The 15,112-nt window shown below is 53.1% G+C and carries 16 protein-coding genes and 1 tRNA gene; all 17 read left to right on the forward strand.

Annotation, left to right across the window (positions count from 1 at the left end; all coding sequences use genetic code 11):
• Positions 1-637: 637 nt before the first annotated feature.
• The 17 genes from pstC (at position 638) to nuoK (ending at position 15,097) form a co-directional block, all read left to right on the forward strand.
• On the forward strand, positions 638-1,582 hold the full coding sequence (gene pstC, locus BMX00_RS12070) for a phosphate ABC transporter permease subunit PstC (RefSeq protein WP_090829277.1): 945 nt from the start codon (positions 638-640) through the stop codon (positions 1,580-1,582).
• Positions 1,583-1,680: 98 nt separating this feature from the next.
• A complete protein-coding gene (gene pstA, locus BMX00_RS12075) occupies positions 1,681-2,607 on the forward strand; it encodes a phosphate ABC transporter permease PstA (protein ID WP_090829278.1) in 927 nt (308 codons plus the stop codon).
• Positions 2,601-3,413, forward strand: coding sequence for a phosphate ABC transporter ATP-binding protein PstB (gene pstB / locus BMX00_RS12080; protein WP_090829279.1), 813 nt, complete (start codon positions 2,601-2,603; stop codon positions 3,411-3,413). Before pstA ends, pstB begins: the two co-directional genes overlap by 7 nt.
• 607 nt (positions 3,414-4,020) lie before the next feature.
• Positions 4,021-4,791 carry a triose-phosphate isomerase gene (gene tpiA / locus BMX00_RS12090; RefSeq protein ID WP_090829332.1) on the forward strand — a complete coding sequence of 257 codons (771 nt, stop codon included), beginning with the start codon at positions 4,021-4,023 and terminating at the stop codon, positions 4,789-4,791.
• Between the two features lie 3 nt (positions 4,792-4,794).
• Positions 4,795-5,145: a preprotein translocase subunit SecG gene (secG, locus tag BMX00_RS12095; RefSeq protein ID WP_090829281.1), complete on the forward strand. Its 351-nt coding sequence runs from the start codon at positions 4,795-4,797 to the stop codon at positions 5,143-5,145.
• Positions 5,146-5,227: 82 nt separating this feature from the next.
• Positions 5,228-5,312 (forward strand) — tRNA-Leu (locus tag BMX00_RS12100).
• 85 nt (positions 5,313-5,397) lie between these two features.
• Positions 5,398-5,754, forward strand: a complete 357-nt coding sequence (locus BMX00_RS12105; RefSeq protein WP_090829282.1) for an NADH-quinone oxidoreductase subunit A — start codon at positions 5,398-5,400, stop codon at positions 5,752-5,754.
• Between the two features lie 4 nt (positions 5,755-5,758).
• Positions 5,759-6,235 carry a NuoB/complex I 20 kDa subunit family protein gene (locus BMX00_RS12110; protein ID WP_090829283.1) on the forward strand — a complete coding sequence of 159 codons (477 nt, stop codon included), beginning with the start codon at positions 5,759-5,761 and terminating at the stop codon, positions 6,233-6,235.
• Positions 6,236-6,242: 7 nt separating this feature from the next.
• Positions 6,243-6,860, forward strand: coding sequence for an NADH-quinone oxidoreductase subunit C (locus BMX00_RS12115; protein ID WP_090829284.1), 618 nt, complete (start codon positions 6,243-6,245; stop codon positions 6,858-6,860).
• A gap of 87 nt (positions 6,861-6,947) precedes the next feature.
• Positions 6,948-8,201: an NADH-quinone oxidoreductase subunit D gene (locus BMX00_RS12120; RefSeq protein WP_090829285.1), complete on the forward strand. Its 1,254-nt coding sequence runs from the start codon at positions 6,948-6,950 to the stop codon at positions 8,199-8,201.
• Positions 8,202-8,238: 37 nt separating this feature from the next.
• Positions 8,239-8,715 (forward strand): NADH-quinone oxidoreductase subunit NuoE, encoded by a 477-nt coding sequence (nuoE, locus tag BMX00_RS12125; protein WP_090829286.1) that lies wholly within the window; start codon positions 8,239-8,241, stop codon positions 8,713-8,715.
• Positions 8,712-9,989, forward strand: a complete 1,278-nt coding sequence (gene nuoF, locus BMX00_RS12130) for an NADH-quinone oxidoreductase subunit NuoF (protein ID WP_090829287.1) — start codon at positions 8,712-8,714, stop codon at positions 9,987-9,989. Before nuoE ends, nuoF begins: the two co-directional genes overlap by 4 nt.
• A 63-nt stretch (positions 9,990-10,052) precedes the next feature.
• Positions 10,053-12,491, forward strand: coding sequence for an NADH-quinone oxidoreductase subunit NuoG (nuoG, locus tag BMX00_RS12135; protein WP_090829288.1), 2,439 nt, complete (start codon positions 10,053-10,055; stop codon positions 12,489-12,491).
• 19 nt (positions 12,492-12,510) lie between these two features.
• On the forward strand, positions 12,511-13,611 hold the full coding sequence (gene nuoH / locus BMX00_RS12140; protein ID WP_090829289.1) for an NADH-quinone oxidoreductase subunit NuoH: 1,101 nt from the start codon (positions 12,511-12,513) through the stop codon (positions 13,609-13,611).
• 28 nt (positions 13,612-13,639) lie between these two features.
• Positions 13,640-14,128 carry an NADH-quinone oxidoreductase subunit NuoI gene (gene nuoI, locus BMX00_RS12145; RefSeq protein ID WP_090829290.1) on the forward strand — a complete coding sequence of 163 codons (489 nt, stop codon included), beginning with the start codon at positions 13,640-13,642 and terminating at the stop codon, positions 14,126-14,128.
• Between the two features lie 10 nt (positions 14,129-14,138).
• Entirely contained in the window at positions 14,139-14,744 is a 606-nt protein-coding gene (locus BMX00_RS12150; protein ID WP_090829291.1) for an NADH-quinone oxidoreductase subunit J, read from the forward strand.
• A gap of 47 nt (positions 14,745-14,791) precedes the next feature.
• On the forward strand, positions 14,792-15,097 hold the full coding sequence (gene nuoK / locus BMX00_RS12155; RefSeq protein WP_090829292.1) for an NADH-quinone oxidoreductase subunit NuoK: 306 nt from the start codon (positions 14,792-14,794) through the stop codon (positions 15,095-15,097).
• Positions 15,098-15,112: the final 15 nt, after the last annotated feature.

Here is a 15,112-nt window from a genome sequence, read left to right on the forward strand (position 1 = left end):
AAGGGGCCACCTGCATCGACTGCCATCAGAACCTGGTACACAAGGAAGTGGCCGAAACCGACCTCAACGAGAGCCGCAAACAGGGCAAGATGGTCATCAAACCCGAAAAGAAGTCCAAGGACGAGGACGAAGACGAGGAATAACTCAATCCGATCGCCTGATCGCCCGGTGGGCGATCGGGTTGTCGCTTTCCCAGTTGAGCAGCTATATCTAATGGATCCAGACGAACAAACGGCTTTTTGAGTTTACCCGGGATCAGGTAAACTTACGCTGATGTAACAAGCTTCGTAGTAAACTCATGTGTCAACCCATATGAGATTCCCTCCGTGTTAATGTTTTCACCAAAATGATGCAGTAGAATCGTCGTGGGTCCGCCTGGGTATTCAATAAAGGGTTCCTTGGCAAACTTTGATGGTTCACTGGTAGAACCTCAGGATCTCGAATTGAGCAGTTTAAACCGGTGACAACAAATTCAAATAATTCAAAAATGAGGCCTTGATCGTTTTCTGGTATTGGCTCGTCCGCGCCAATACTTGAACAGGAGAAGGGAACCGGTCGGTGCTGTTATTCCTCCAGTGTCACAAGACTGTAACATATCCATCATAATATTCAGCCTGCCCGGAATCCTCCTCTTAGAATGCGTTCGCCTGTGATAGCACAGCCTCCTGAAGAAGTCAGCGGGTCAAAAAGACTTGCTTATCGCTATCGCCGTCATTTAGGTGAGCGCTTCATTGAAACCTTGCTGTTTCTGATGGCGTTTGCTTCCGTTGCCATTACCATTGCTATCGTGGCAATGCTGGTAAAGGAGTCCTTTATATTTTTCGAGCATGTCTCGCTCTGGGATTTTCTAACCGATACCCAATGGACACCCCTGTTTGACGATGCACACTACGGCATACTCCCACTAGTTTCGGGTACGGTCGTGAGTTCTGCCGTGGCGTTACTGGTGGCCATTCCGCTCGGAACTATAACGGCCATATATCTCTCCGAGTTTGCGCCTTTTGGGGTGCGCGAAGCAGCCAAGCCATTTCTTGAGCTATTGGGCGGGGTGCCCACCGTCGTGTATGGGTATTTCGCATTATTGTTCGTCACACCGCTGCTACAGAAAATTCTGCCCGAATTGCCTGGTTTCAGTTTATTGTCGGCCGGGCTGGTAATGGGTATCATGATCATTCCGTACGTCAGTTCCATGGCCGAAGATGCCATGCGCGCGGTACCCATGAACCTGCGGGAGGGTTCTTATGCAATGGGCGCCACCCGATTTCAGACTGCCATACGGGTGGTGATGCCCGCCGCATTTTCCGGCATAGCTGCTGCCTATATTCTCGGCATTTCCCGTGCAGTGGGAGAAACCATGGTGGTTGCCGTAGCCGCGGGCATGCAACCTAATCTCACCTGGAACCCAATGGAACCAGCGGCTACCATCACGGCTTATATCGTTCAGGTAAGCCTGGGCGACCTTCCGCATGGTAGCATCGGTTACCAGACGATTTTTGCTGCTGGGCTCACCTTACTGCTATTGACGCTGACATTCAATATTATCGGCCATTTTTTGCGCAAGCGTTACCGCGAAGTGTATTGATCCAATCCTTGCAGTATCTGCCGCTTAAGCCAATGTATTCTCCTTGTTTTTTCAGCACAGTTTACCGATGAACAGATTCCTTTTTTGGGCAGTTGCTGATGAGAGAGGATAAGGGCCTGAGCGAGATTCGCAACATCATCGCGCGCCACAAGCTTTGGGACCTGATCTTCATGATTATTGGCGTATTGGCCCTGATGATTGCGGTACTGACCTTCATGGCGTTGTTCTCTCATATGCTTATCGAAGGATTGCCGCGCTTGTCATGGGATTTCTTTACCTCTTTTCCATCCCGCCGCCCCGGATCAGCAGGAATACTTTCCGCCTGGGTCGGTACGACGCTGGTTATGCTGGTGACAGCGGTAGCGGCTGTTCCGATGGGCATTGGCGCAGGTATTTATCTGGAAGAATACGCACCGAAAAACCTCATCACCGAGATCATCGAAATCAACGTCACCAATCTTGCCGGGGTTCCATCCATTATTTATGGATTGCTGGCATTAGGCCTTTTTGTTCATCAACTGGGATTCGGCCAGAGTATACTTTCGGCAGGCTTGGCGCTGGCGTTACTCATCTTGCCCGTTGTAATCGTAGCGACACGTGAGGCGATACGAGCCATTCCAGTAGTCATTCGCGAGGGCGCCTATGCGCTAGGCGCAACCAAATGGCAAACCGTTTCTGATCATCTACTTCCTTATTCTGCGGCCGGTATCCTGACTGGCGTTATAATTGGCCTGGCCCGCGCGATTGGAGAAACTGCGCCCATCATTACTATTGGGGCGCTGACCTTTATCGCTTTTTTACCGCCCTCTCCCGTACAACCGGAATTTCCTTTTCTGTCTTTCGAATGGCTGATGGCACCGTTTACCGTTATGCCGATCCAGATGTTCAACTGGATATCGCGGCCTGAAGAGGCCTTCCAGGTCAACGCCGCAGCGGCGGGACTCGTACTGGTAGTGATGACCCTTACCATGAATGCACTGGCCATCTATTTGCGCTACCGTATGCGCAAGAATATCAAATGGTAGAGAACCCCGATGAGGGCCACGCGCCTCTTGTGGAGGCCAACACTGCCCGGTATAAATCCGAAGTAAGAAGCTTGAGTTTCTATTATGGTGCATTCTCCGCACTGAAAAACATCAACATGAAATTGCACGAGAAGCAGGTAACCGCATTAATCGGCCCATCCGGATGTGGGAAATCCACTTTTCTGCGCTGCTTTAACCGCATGCACGACCTTTACCCCGGCAACCGGTATGTCGGCGAAATCATTCTGTATCCGGACAATGTAAATATTCTTTCGCGCGATGTCGATCCGATTGAAGTGCGGATGCGCATCAGCATGGTATTTCAGAAACCCAATCCCTTCCCAAAATCCATTTATGAAAATGTTGCGTATGGCCTGCGGGTGCGGGGGATACGCCAGCGCGCGATATTGGACGAAAAGGTGGAGGAGGCTCTGCGGGATGCGGCGTTATGGGATGAAGTGAAAGACCGTCTGAACCAGCTTGCGTTCAATCTTTCAGGGGGTCAGCAGCAACGCCTGTGCATCGCTCGTGCGCTTGCCACTGATCCCGAAATTCTGCTATTTGATGAACCCACCTCCGCGCTTGATCCCATTGCTACAGCCAGCATTGAAGAACTCATTACCGATCTGAAAGATAAAGTAACCATTCTTATCGTTACTCACAATATGCAGCAGGCGGCACGGGTGTCCGATTACACGGCCTATATGTATTTGGGCGAGTTGATCGAATTTGATGTGACTGACACCATCTTCATCAAACCCAAGAACAAACAGACGGAAGATTATATTACCGGACGTTTCGGCTAGGTTTCGACAGGTAAATATCGCCAGGCGCCAACATATCAGTTTTTTGCGTAGAGCGGAGGCTTTCAGCCTCCGAATCCAAATACGGTGGGGGATATTGCCTCACTTTTTTCCTGATAGCTGGCCCCTTTATTTAGCAATCCCCAATCAAACGCGGTCCCGGCACCTGCACTACCCGATCCCCGCTTCCCGGGCCCCTCGGGCGGCGCTTTGGGCGCGACCGCGCAGGGCGGAGCAGTGCCTTCCAAAGGAAGGTGCGACCCCGCAGCGGGATGCAGGCGCCCACAAACGCGGTCCCGGCACCCGACGCTGCCCGATCCCCGCTCCCCGGGCCCCTCGGGCGACGCTTTGGGCGCGACTGCATTGCACTCCTTGGCATCGTAGGCCGAGCTACGGCCTTCGGCCCGCGCCTTGTAATCATCGGATTTAATCCACAATGCGCTGCGGGAGGATCTGTTGAGGGTTCCTTTACTATTTTTTAGGTTCGTTTTTTTTATAGCAGAGTTATGGCAGTCGTTCGATCTCGCCTCGTGATTGACCGCGTATTCATTCACGGGTAACATTCGCAGCTTTTAAAGATTAAGAATAAGGAGCGGCAGCTCTCATGGCTATACGTTCGAAGCTGGTTGCGGGCAATTGGAAAATGCACGGCGGAACAGTGCAGAATCGAAGTCTGTTGACCGCAATTCTCGCTGAAACGGAAGGGTTGAACGGTACAGATGTGGCTGTGTGCGTGCCATATCCCTATCTGCCGCAGGCACAATCCCTATTGCAGGGCACTCATCTTTCCTGGGGTGCCCAGAACCTGAGTCAACACGAAAAAGGTGCTTACACAGGCGAAGTCTCAGCGGCTATGCTGGTGGATTTCAGCTGCCGCTATGTCATTGTCGGACATTCGGAACGGCGTGCATTATATGGAGAAGATAGCCATACCGTAGCGCTTAAGTTCAAGGCGGCTCAGGCGGCCGGTTTGATGCCCATACTGTGCATTGGCGAGACGCTCGACCAGCGCGAGGCCGGTATCACCGAGCATATTGTGGCCGAGCAGTTGGACGCGGTCACGAAATTGATGGGTGTGAATGCCTTGGTCAAGTCAGTACTGGCTTATGAGCCTGTATGGGCGATAGGAACCGGCAAGACCGCCACACCGGATCAGGCTCAGGAGGTACATGCATTTATTCGTAGCAGAATTGCTGCTTACAGCCCTGAAGTCGCTACAGGTTTAAAAATTCTTTACGGCGGCAGTGTCAAGGCAAACAACGCCGCCGAATTATTTGCGAGGCCAGATATCGATGGAGGATTGATCGGCGGTGCTTCGCTCATCGCAGATGAATTCATTGCAATCTGTTGCGCGGCAAAAAACGAGCTCATTTTGGAGTAAGCTTTGGAAACATTCGTCTGGGTATTACACGTCTTATCCGCTATCAGCGTAATTGTTCTGGTTCTGCTTCAGCACGGTAAGGGCGCGGACATGGGCGCCGCCTTTGGCAGCGGTTCGTCCGGCAGCTTATTTGGCGCGAGCGGTTCGGCCAATTTTCTCAGCAGGACGACCGGTGTCCTTGCCGCAGTTTTTTTCATTACCAGCCTCGGGCTTACCTATCTCTCAAGCCATAAAATCGAAGGTGGCGGCGTGATGGACAAGGCAATACCCACGCAGGCTCCTAAAACCGCGGAGCCGATGCCGGCAATTCCGACGGACGAAGGTGCCTCAAAGGCGACGGAAATACCGAAATAGATTTTAATGATGAGTTAATTGAACAATTCATTAAAGCCGCGTTCTAATTAACCAAGCTTCAGACTGGAACTCAAATTTAGCCGCCGACGTGGTGAAATTGGTAGACACGCCGTCTTGAGGGGGCGGTGGCGAAAGCTGTGCGAGTTCGAGTCTCGCCGTCGGCACCAGTTCTATTATAGGGCTGAGAATCAGGGTAGCAGATGCATACAGCATATGATGCCTGGTCTCTAGTCCTTTATTTTTGACTAAAAGATGCTCGAAAATTATTTTCCTATCCTTCTGTTCATTTTCGTTGGACTTGCCGTAGGGGTGGTTCCTATGGCGTTTGGATGGATGTTTGGTCCCAACCGCCCTGATAGCGAGAAACTTTCTCCCTATGAGTGCGGTTTCGAAGCTTTCGAAGATGCGCGCATGAAATTCGACGTGCGGTACTACCTGGTGGCGATCCTGTTCATCTTGTTCGATCTGGAAATTGCGTTCCTGTTTCCCTGGGCAGTGGTATTGAATGAGATCGGCTTGTTCGGTTTTATGGCGATGGTAATTTTTCTGGGCATCCTCGTCGTCGGTTTTATTTACGAATGGACAAAGGGCGCCCTGGAATGGGATTAACCTTATGAGCGCCAACGGCGGAGTGGAAAAAGGGTTTATTACGACGAGCCTGGATAACGTCATTAACTGGGGGCGGACCGGGTCCATGTGGCCTATGACATTCGGCCTGGCATGCTGTGCAGTGGAAATGATGCAGGCCGGTGCTTCACGTTATGACCTCGACCGCTTTGGCGTCGTATTCCGCCCCAGTCCGCGCCAGTCCGACGTGATGATTGTGGCTGGCACCTTGTGCAATAAAATGGCGCCTGCGCTCCGTAAGGTTTATGACCAGATGGCAGAGCCGCGCTGGGTCATCTCCATGGGATCCTGCGCCAATGGTGGGGGCTATTACCATTACTCCTACTCCGTTGTTCGCGGCTGCGATCGCATCGTTCCCGTCGATATTTATGTTCCGGGCTGTCCCCCCACGGCCGAAGCGCTGCTCTACGGTATTATCCAGTTGCAGAATAAGATCCACCGTACCAACACTATTGCGCGTTGAGCCATATATGTCGTCCTCTCGCCTGGAAACGCTCTCCTTTTATCTTCAGAATGTGTTGGCGGATAGGTTTACCAGTCTCGATGAACGGCTTGGTGAGCTCACGATCTCGCTACACCCGGCTGATATGCTTTCCTCCATGCAGATCCTGCGCGATCACCAGGATCTGCATTTTGATATTCTCATCGATTTATGCGGAGTCGATTACTCGACCTATGGCGCCGTATCTGCCTCTGAGAGTGACCGACGAGGTAAACGCTTCGCTGTCGTGTATCACCTGCTATCCGTACGCCATAACCACAGGCTGAGAGTCAGGATATTCGCGGATGATGACGAATTTCCGGTTCTTGATTCGATGATAGGAATATGGCCATCCGCAAACTGGTTCGAGCGCGAAGCATTCGACCTTTACGGCACCGTGTTTACCGGCCATCCGGATCTGCGCCGCATTCTCACGGACTACGGATTCATAGGCAACCCGTTCCGCAAGGACTTCCCGCTGAGCGGTAATGTTGAGATGCGTTATGACCCGGACCAGCAACGGGTGATCTACCAGCCGGTCAGCATCGAACCTCGCCAGATCACGCCGCGTGTCATTCGTGAAGAACATTATGGGGATAGCGAATGAAGTCGGCTTGTCATTATCGTGACTTTGCAGTTCATGCGTTCCACGGAGGGCGTATTCTGAAAGGACTTGTTCACAGGGTTCCCGAGCATGGCTGAGATACGCAACTACACCATGAACTTTGGGCCACAGCATCCGGCAGCGCATGGAGTGCTGCGCCTGGTGCTGGAGCTGGACGGTGAAGTCATTCAACGCGCCGACCCGCATATCGGGCTGCTGCATCGCGCCACCGAAAAGTTGGCAGAGTACAAGACTTACATCCAGTCGGTCCCCTACATGGACAGGCTGGATTACGTCTCGATGATGTGCAACGAACATGCTTATGTAATGGCAATCGAGAAACTGCTTCAGATCGAAGTGCCATTACGAGCCCAGTATATTCGGGTGATGTTCGATGAAATCACACGAATACTCAACCATCTCTTATGGCTGGGCGCCCACGCACTGGACGTCGGTGCGATGACGGTCTTCCTCTATGCGTTCCGGGACCGTGAAGATCTGATGGATTGTTATGAGGCAGTGTCCGGGGCCAGAATGCATGCCGCCTATTATCGTCCAGGTGGAGTTTACCGGGACCTGCCCGACACGATGCCGCAATATCAGGCATCGAAAATCCATGATGAAAAGACCACCAGGGCGCGCAATGAAAATCGCAAGGGCTCGTTGCTGGACTTTATCGAAGATTTTACCAACCGGTTCCCAACGTATGTCGATGAGTATGAGACCCTGCTCACCGATAACCGTATCTGGAAACAGCGCCTGGTGGGTATCGGCGTCGTTTCACCCGAGCGCGCCAAGGCGCTCGGCTTCACGGGTCCAATGCTGCGCGGTTCTGGTGTGGAATGGGATTTGCGGAAGAAGCAGCCTTATGAAGTGTACGACCGGATGGACTTTGATATACCAGTTGGGACCAGTGGCGATTGCTATGACCGGTATCTGGTAAGGATAGAGGAATTTCGTCAATCCAATCGCATTATCAAGCAATGCGTTGAATGGCTGCGCAAGAATCCGGGCCCTGTGATAACTGATAACCATAAGGTTGCGCCACCTGCGCGGGTTGCAATGAAACAAAACATGGAAGAGCTGATTCACCATTTCAAGCTGTTTACCGAGGGCATTCACGTTCCGCCTGGGGAAGTTTATACGGCAGTCGAGCATCCGAAGGGCGAATTTGGTATCTATCTCGTCTCGGATGGCGCCAATATGCCTTATCGGCTAAAAATCAGGGCGCCGGGCTTCGCTCATTTGGCGGCACTCGACGAAATGTCGCGAGGACACATGATTGCCGACGTTGTGGCGATAATCGGTACACAGGATATCGTGTTTGGCGAAATAGACAGATGACAGCGTGTGTTCCATTTAAAGTTAGATGTAAACCGAGATGCTAAAGGCTGAATCCTTAAAAAAAATAGATCACGAAATCGCTAAATATCCCGCGGATCAGAAACAATCCGCGGTCATGTCAGCGCTCGCCATCGCTCAGGATGAGAAAGGCTGGCTGGCGACCGAAACCATGGATTTTATCGCCCACTATCTTGAGATGCCTCCAATCGCGGTGTATGAAGTGGCGACGTTTTACAATATGTACAATCTCCAGCCTCTGGGCGAATACAAGATCACCGTTTGCACCAACCTTCCGTGCGCCCTTTCCGGGGCGAACCAGGCTGTAGCGCATATTCAGCAAAAGCTGGGCATCGGTTTCAATGAAACGACCATGGACGGCAAATTTACCTTGAAAGAAGGGGAATGCATGGGAGCATGCGGCGATGCACCGGTGCTCCTCGTCAATAACAAGCGCATGTGCAGCTTCATGTCCAGCGGCAAGATCGATCAGTTATTGGATGAGTTGAGCCAATGACCCAACCGACTCAAATACTTCTGGCTGGGGTGAACCCGGCCGATCCGGACAATTGGCGGCTCAAGAGTTATGAGCAGCGCGAAGGTTACGCCGCGCTGAGAAAAATCTTGAGTGAAAAGATCCCTCCGGAAAAAGTCATTGAGGAAGTCAAGAAGTCGGCGTTGCGTGGGCGTGGCGGCGCCGGTTTCCCGACCGGGCTGAAGTGGAGCTTCATGCCCAAGCAATATGAGGGCGATAAATACCTCGTGTGCAATTCCGATGAGGGTGAACCGGGAACGTTCAAAGACCGCGACATCATGCGCCATAACCCGCACCTTCTGATTGAGGGCATGCTTATAGGCGCCTACGCGATGGGTATCCGGACAGGCTACAACTATGTGCATGGCGAGATCTGGGATACTTACGAGCGCATGGAAGAGGCAGTGGATGAAGCCCGTGACGCGGGATACCTCGGGCCCAATATATTGGGTTCCGATTTCAGTTTCCAGTTATACAATCATCATGGTTACGGCGCTTATATATGTGGTGAGGAAACTGCGCTGCTCGAATCCCTGGAAGGCAAGAAAGGGCAACCGCGTTTCAAGCCGCCTTTCCCGGCGAGCTTCGGGCTATACGGTAAACCCACTACCATTAACAATACTGAAACATTCGCTTCCGTACCCTGGATCATTCGCCATGGTGGCGAAAAATTTCTGCAACTTGGCAAGCCCAACAATGGAGGCACCAAGCTCTTTTCTGTTTCCGGCCATGTCAACAAGCCGGGCAATTATGAAATCCCGCTGGGCACCCCTTTCGCAACATTGCTTGAAATGGCGGGGGGCATGCGGGGCGGGCGCAAGCTCAAAGGGTGTATTCCGGGTGGCTCATCCATGCCAGTATTACCCGGCGATGTCATGATGCAAACGGACATGGATTACGATTCGATCGCGAAAGCGGGATCCATGCTGGGTTCCGGCGCGGTCATCATCATGGACGATACCACCTGCATGGTGAGAGCGCTTGAACGGCTATCCTATTTTTATTTTGAAGAGTCTTGCGGCCAGTGTACACCCTGCCGGGAAGGCACAGGCTGGTTATACCGCGTCGTGCACCGGATTGAGACCGGTAAGGGACGAATGGAAGACCTGGATCTGCTCAATAACGTTGCGGACAATATTCAGGGGCGCACCATCTGTGCGCTGGGCGACGCGGCCGCCATGCCGGTACGCGCCATGATTCAGCATTTTCGCGACGAATTTGCATACCATATCGAGCATAAGAAATGTATGGTGTAAAGGAATCTCCGAAGTGCTTCCTCCTTGTCCACATCAGCCCGTTAGCCCGAGAGCGTATTACAAATGATTAATTTCGAAATCGACGGTAAAGTGGTATCCGTGCCCAAGAATGGCACCGTCATGGATGGCGCCAACCAGCTGGGTATATACATCCCGCATTTTTGCTATCACAAGAAATTATCGATTGCAGCAAATTGCCGCATGTGCCTGGTGCAAGTCGAGAAAGCGCCCAAGCCTTTACCTGCCTGCGCGACGCCCGCCATGGAAGGCATGAAAGTATTCACGCACTCCGGACAAGCCGTAACGGCGCAAAAAGGCGTGATGGAATTTCTGCTCATCAATCATCCGCTGGATTGCCCCATTTGCGATCAGGGCGGCGAATGTCAATTGCAGGACCTGGCCGTGGGCTATGGCGCGAGCTCATCACGTTATACGGAAGCCAAGCGGGTGGTTGCAAACAAGAACCTGGGTCCGCTCATTTCCACCGATATGACGCGCTGTATTCATTGCACCCGTTGCGTCCGTTTTGGCCAGGAAATCGCGGGCATCATGGAACTGGGTATGGCTGGGCGAGGCGAGCATGCTGAAATCCTCTCCTTCGTAGGGAGGACGGTGGATTCCGAACTATCCGGCAATGTGATCGATCTTTGTCCAGTAGGTGCGCTCGTCAGCAAGCCTTTCCGGTATTCAGCCCGAACATGGGAATTATCGCGCAGAAAATCCATAAGTCCCCACTGCGGTCTCGGGTCCAATCTGATTGTCCAGGTGAAGCAGAACCGTGTTATGCGTGTACTGCCGCGTGAGAACGAGGTAATAAACGAGTGCTGGTTGTCGGACAAGGATCGCTTCTCTTATGAGGGGTTGAACTCCGAAGAGCGCTTGAGCAAACCCATGATCAGGCGCGACGGCGAGTGGCAGGAATGCAATTGGCAAACAGCATTGGAATTCGTTGCCAATGGGCTGAAGGCCGTCAAGGAAAAGTACGGTGCGCAACGTATCGGCGCGCTGGCTTCTGCGCATAGCACGCTAGAAGAGCTCCATCTGCTTCAGAAATTAATGCGGGGATTTGGCAGCGCAAATGTGGATCACCGCCTGAGGCAATCCGATTTTCGCGCGGATGGGCATTTACTGGGCGTGCCGTGGCTGGGGATGAGCATTGCCGAGCTTTCCCGGCTGAGGTCCGTGCTGATCATCGGCAGTACATTGCGCAAGGATCATCCGCTCATCGCGCAGCGTTTGCGCCAGGCCGTGAAGCAGGGCGCGCAATTGAATTTGATCAATCCAGTCGATGATGACCTGCTTACCAAGGTGGCAAACCGCGCCATTGTAGCGCCCGCAGCAATGGTGTCGCTGCTGGCGCAGGTCCTGAAAGCGGCTGCCGAGTTGCGGGGTGTGGAAATTCCTGGGGCAGTGGAAGATGCGGTGAGCCAACTGGAGGTGACTGATGTTGCCCGCGCCATGGCGGCCAGCCTCATCGATATTAAGCCTTCTGCCATCCTTCTCGGCAATCTGGCGCAGCATCATCCGCGCTATGGAGACATTCATGCGCTGGCGCAGCACCTCGCGCAAATCGCCGAAGCGCAGTTTGGCGTTTTAGGCGAGGCGGCCAACAGCGTGGGCGCATATATTGCCCGGGCCATTCCGGATCCCCATATCCAGCAAGCGCCCGCCGCCAACCCATCGTCCCAGCCCGAATTAAAGGGCATGAACGCCCAGCAAATGCTCGGGATAAGCGAAACCGGGGCTGTGGCTGATCCCTGCCAGGCATATGTACTGCTGAACCTGGAACCGGAACTGGATAGCTATAATTCCCAGCAAACTGTGAAGGCATTGGATGCGGCGGAGCTGGTGGTGATGATGGGGGCATATAAAAGCCCGCATGCACTGAGTCGAAATTATGCAGACGTATTGCTGCCCATTGCGCCGTTTACGGAAACGTCCGGTACTTTCATCAATACCGAAGGCCGGGTGCAGATTTTTAATGGCGTAGTTGCACCGCTTGGGGAGACGCGTCCAGCATGGAAAGTTCTTCGGGTACTGGGGAATATGCTTGGGCTTGATGGCTTTGATTACGACGCGCCGGAGCAGGTCCGCGCAGAAATTTTTCCGGATGAAAGCGAGGTCAGCAGGTTACTGGATAACAATCTGAGGGGTTTTGCCGTAGAGAGCACCGAGGCCCCGGAGGGGACGACGAGCGGGGAAATCCAGCGCATCGGAGAGGTTCCGATTTACCAGGCCGATCCTATCGTGAGGCGTGCGGGATCGCTGCAGCGCACGCACGATGCCGCCGCACCGGTCGCATGGATGGCAGGTGCGCTGATGGACAGGCTTGGCGTAAGGCTGGGTGACAGCGTCAGGGTGAAGCAGGGAGGGGGAGTGGTGCAACTCGCGGCGGCCCGCGACGATAAGCTGCCCGCTGATTGCGCGCGCGTTGCAGCTGCGCATCCTTTGACTGCCGCACTGGGCGATATGTTCGGGCCCATTGAAATAGAAAAATTATAATGGAAGAGCAGGGTTTTTGATGGAACACGCCCAACAACTATTTGGAAATCTTTTTGGTCCTGAGTGGGGACCGGCGCTTTTCCTCGTGGCGAAGAACGTCCTGTTGATTGTCGCGATTGTATTGCCGTTGATGCTCGCCGTGGCTTATCTCACGTTTGCTGAACGCAAAATTATCGGCTATATGCAGTTGCGGGTCGGACCCAACCGCGTAACGTTCTTCGGCATTCCGTGGCTGGGTGGCTGGGGCCAACCCATCGCCGATGCGGTCAAGGCGGTGATGAAGGAAATCATCATTCCCAGCGGCGCCAATAAATTTCTGTTTGTGCTGGCGCCGGTGCTTACGTTCGCGCCTGCGCTGGCGGCATGGGCTGTCGTGCCTTTCTCCCCGGAGGTCGTGCTGGCGGATATCAATGCCGGCCTGCTCTATATTCTGGCCATGACTTCAATGGGAGTCTACGGAGTCATCATAGCGGGCTGGGCGTCCAATTCCAAATATGCGTTCCTCGGTGCGATGCGTTCCGCCGCGCAGGTGGTGTCGTATGAGCTTGCGATGGGTTTCGCATTGGTATGCGTGCTGATGATGTCGCACAGCCTGAATCTGGGGGACATCGTCAGGGGCCAGCAGGGTAGCAGCTTCATCAATTGGTATCTTATCCCGCTGTTTCCCATGTTCCTGGTGTATTTCATTTCAGGCGTAGCCGAAACCAACCGTGCTCCGTTTGATGTGGCCGAAGGTGAATCGGAGATTGTCGCCGGGTTCCACGTTGAGTATTCCGGCATGGCCTTCACGGTATTCTTCCTGGCGGAATACTCCAACATGATTCTGGTGGCCACACTGGCCAGCATCATATTCCTGGGTGGGTGGTTGCCACCGCTCGATATGGCGCCGTTTACCCTGGTCCCCGGTTTTATCTGGCTATTGCTGAAGATATCGTTTTTACTGTTTTGTTTTCTCTGGTTCCGCGCCACCTTTCCTCGCTACCGCTATGACCAGATCATGCGTCTGGGCTGGAAGGTGTTCATACCGATCACGCTTGTCTGGATACTGCTCATAGGCGTGGTAATGCAATTTCCGCCCTCGATGCGGAATGCGTTTCCATTGAGTTTGTGGTTCCACTGAGGCAGGCACTGAGAGACAGGAGAAGGCCATGAATCGTATCAAGGATTTTTTCCGTACCTTCCTGCTTTTTGAACTGGTCAAGGGGATGATGTTGACCGGCCGTTACCTGTTTGCGCGTAAAATAACGGTGCATTTCCCCGAGGAAAAAACGCCGCAGTCTCCCCGTTTCCGTGGGCTCCATGCGCTGCGCCGTTATCCCAATGGAGAAGAGCGTTGCATCGCCTGCAAACTTTGCGAAGCGGTCTGTCCCGCACTGGCGATTACCATCGAATCCGAGCAGCGCGATGACGGGACCCGCCGCACGACGCGCTACGACATTGATCTTACCAAATGCATATTTTGTGGTTTCTGCGAGGAGTCCTGTCCCGTGGACTCCATCGTCGAAACGCGCATCCTTGAATATCATGGAGAGAAACGCGGTGATCTGATCTATACCAAGCCGATGTTGCTGGCGGTGGGAGATCGGTATGAGGAACAGATAGCGAAGGACCGGGCAGCTGACGCGGGCTACCGGTGATCGAGTACACATGAGTTTCGAAGATATCATTTTTTATTTTTTTTCGGCGGTGCTGGTTTCATCGGCGCTGGGCGTCATCACTGCCCGCAACCCCGTGCATTCCGCGCTGTTATTGGTATTGGCCTTTTTTACCTCTGCGGGGCTGTGGTTACTGCTGGAAGCAGAGTTTCTCGCGATCACGCTGGTGCTGGTCTATGTCGGCGCGGTAATGGTGCTGTTCCTGTTCGTGGTCATGATGCTGGATATCAACCTTGATCAACTACGCGAGGGATTCTGGAAGTGGTTCCCGTTTGGTGCGTTTCTCGCGTTACTGATGGCGGGTGAGATGGCGATGGTGCTGATGGGTAAACAGTTTGGAGCCGACGAAATGCCAGCTCCGCCATCGCGGGGTGCAGATTACAGCAATACCAAGGAATTAGGCCGCCTGATCTACACCGAATATGTTTATGCATTCGAGCTGGCGGCCGTGATTCTGCTGGTAGCAATCGTGGCCGCCATTGCGCTGACGCTGCGGCGCCGTACCGGCATCAAATCGCCCGATGTCGCCCAGCAGGTGGCGGTCAAGCGTAAAGACCGCGTGCGGATGGTATCGATGCCATCTGAAAAGAAAGAATAAAAGCAATTACTGGTCAATTGAAATTGGCCTGAAAAGAGGGTGTTAGCTTGGTTTCATTATCCCATTACCTTGTCTTAGGGGCGATTCTGTTCGCCATCAGCATTGTCGGCATTTTCCTCAACAGGAAAAATGTGATTATCCTGTTGATGGCGATCGAGCTGATGCTGTTGGCGGTAAACATGAATTTCATCGCATTCTCTCATTATCTCCAGGACGTATCGGGGCAGATTTTCGTATTTTTCATTTTGACCGTGGCGGCGGCTGAGTCAGCCATTGGCCTGGCGATACTCGTAGTGTTATTTCGCAACCTGCGCACGATCAATGTCGACGATTTGGACAACCTGAAAGGGTAATGGGTAAATAGTGGG

Origin of the sequence: Nitrosovibrio tenuis (assembly GCF_900109785.1) — a bacterium.
Classification (GTDB): domain Bacteria; phylum Pseudomonadota; class Gammaproteobacteria; order Burkholderiales; family Nitrosomonadaceae; genus Nitrosospira; species Nitrosospira tenuis_A.

Excerpts from the sequence above, each read along its gene's own strand:
- pstA (WP_090829278.1), top strand. The coding sequence starts at position 1,681 with ATGAGAGAGGATAAGGGCCTGAGCGAGATTCGCAACATCATCGCGCGC.
- BMX00_RS12105 (WP_090829282.1), top strand. The coding sequence starts at position 5,398 with ATGCTCGAAAATTATTTTCCTATCCTTCTGTTCATTTTCGTTGGACTT.
- BMX00_RS12115 (WP_090829284.1), top strand. The coding sequence starts at position 6,243 with ATGTCGTCCTCTCGCCTGGAAACGCTCTCCTTTTATCTTCAGAATGTG.
- nuoH (WP_090829289.1), top strand. The coding sequence starts at position 12,511 with ATGGAACACGCCCAACAACTATTTGGAAATCTTTTTGGTCCTGAGTGG.
- nuoG (WP_090829288.1), top strand. The coding sequence starts at position 10,053 with ATGATTAATTTCGAAATCGACGGTAAAGTGGTATCCGTGCCCAAGAAT.
- pstC (WP_090829277.1), top strand. The coding sequence starts at position 638 with ATGCGTTCGCCTGTGATAGCACAGCCTCCTGAAGAAGTCAGCGGGTCA.
- BMX00_RS12110 (WP_090829283.1), top strand. The coding sequence starts at position 5,759 with ATGAGCGCCAACGGCGGAGTGGAAAAAGGGTTTATTACGACGAGCCTG.
- BMX00_RS12150 (WP_090829291.1), top strand. The coding sequence starts at position 14,139 with ATGAGTTTCGAAGATATCATTTTTTATTTTTTTTCGGCGGTGCTGGTT.
- nuoE (WP_090829286.1), top strand. The coding sequence starts at position 8,239 with ATGCTAAAGGCTGAATCCTTAAAAAAAATAGATCACGAAATCGCTAAA.
- pstB (WP_090829279.1), top strand. The coding sequence starts at position 2,601 with ATGGTAGAGAACCCCGATGAGGGCCACGCGCCTCTTGTGGAGGCCAAC.
- nuoI (WP_090829290.1), top strand. The coding sequence starts at position 13,640 with ATGAATCGTATCAAGGATTTTTTCCGTACCTTCCTGCTTTTTGAACTG.
- BMX00_RS12120 (WP_090829285.1), top strand. The coding sequence starts at position 6,948 with ATGGCTGAGATACGCAACTACACCATGAACTTTGGGCCACAGCATCCG.
- nuoF (WP_090829287.1), top strand. The coding sequence starts at position 8,712 with ATGACCCAACCGACTCAAATACTTCTGGCTGGGGTGAACCCGGCCGAT.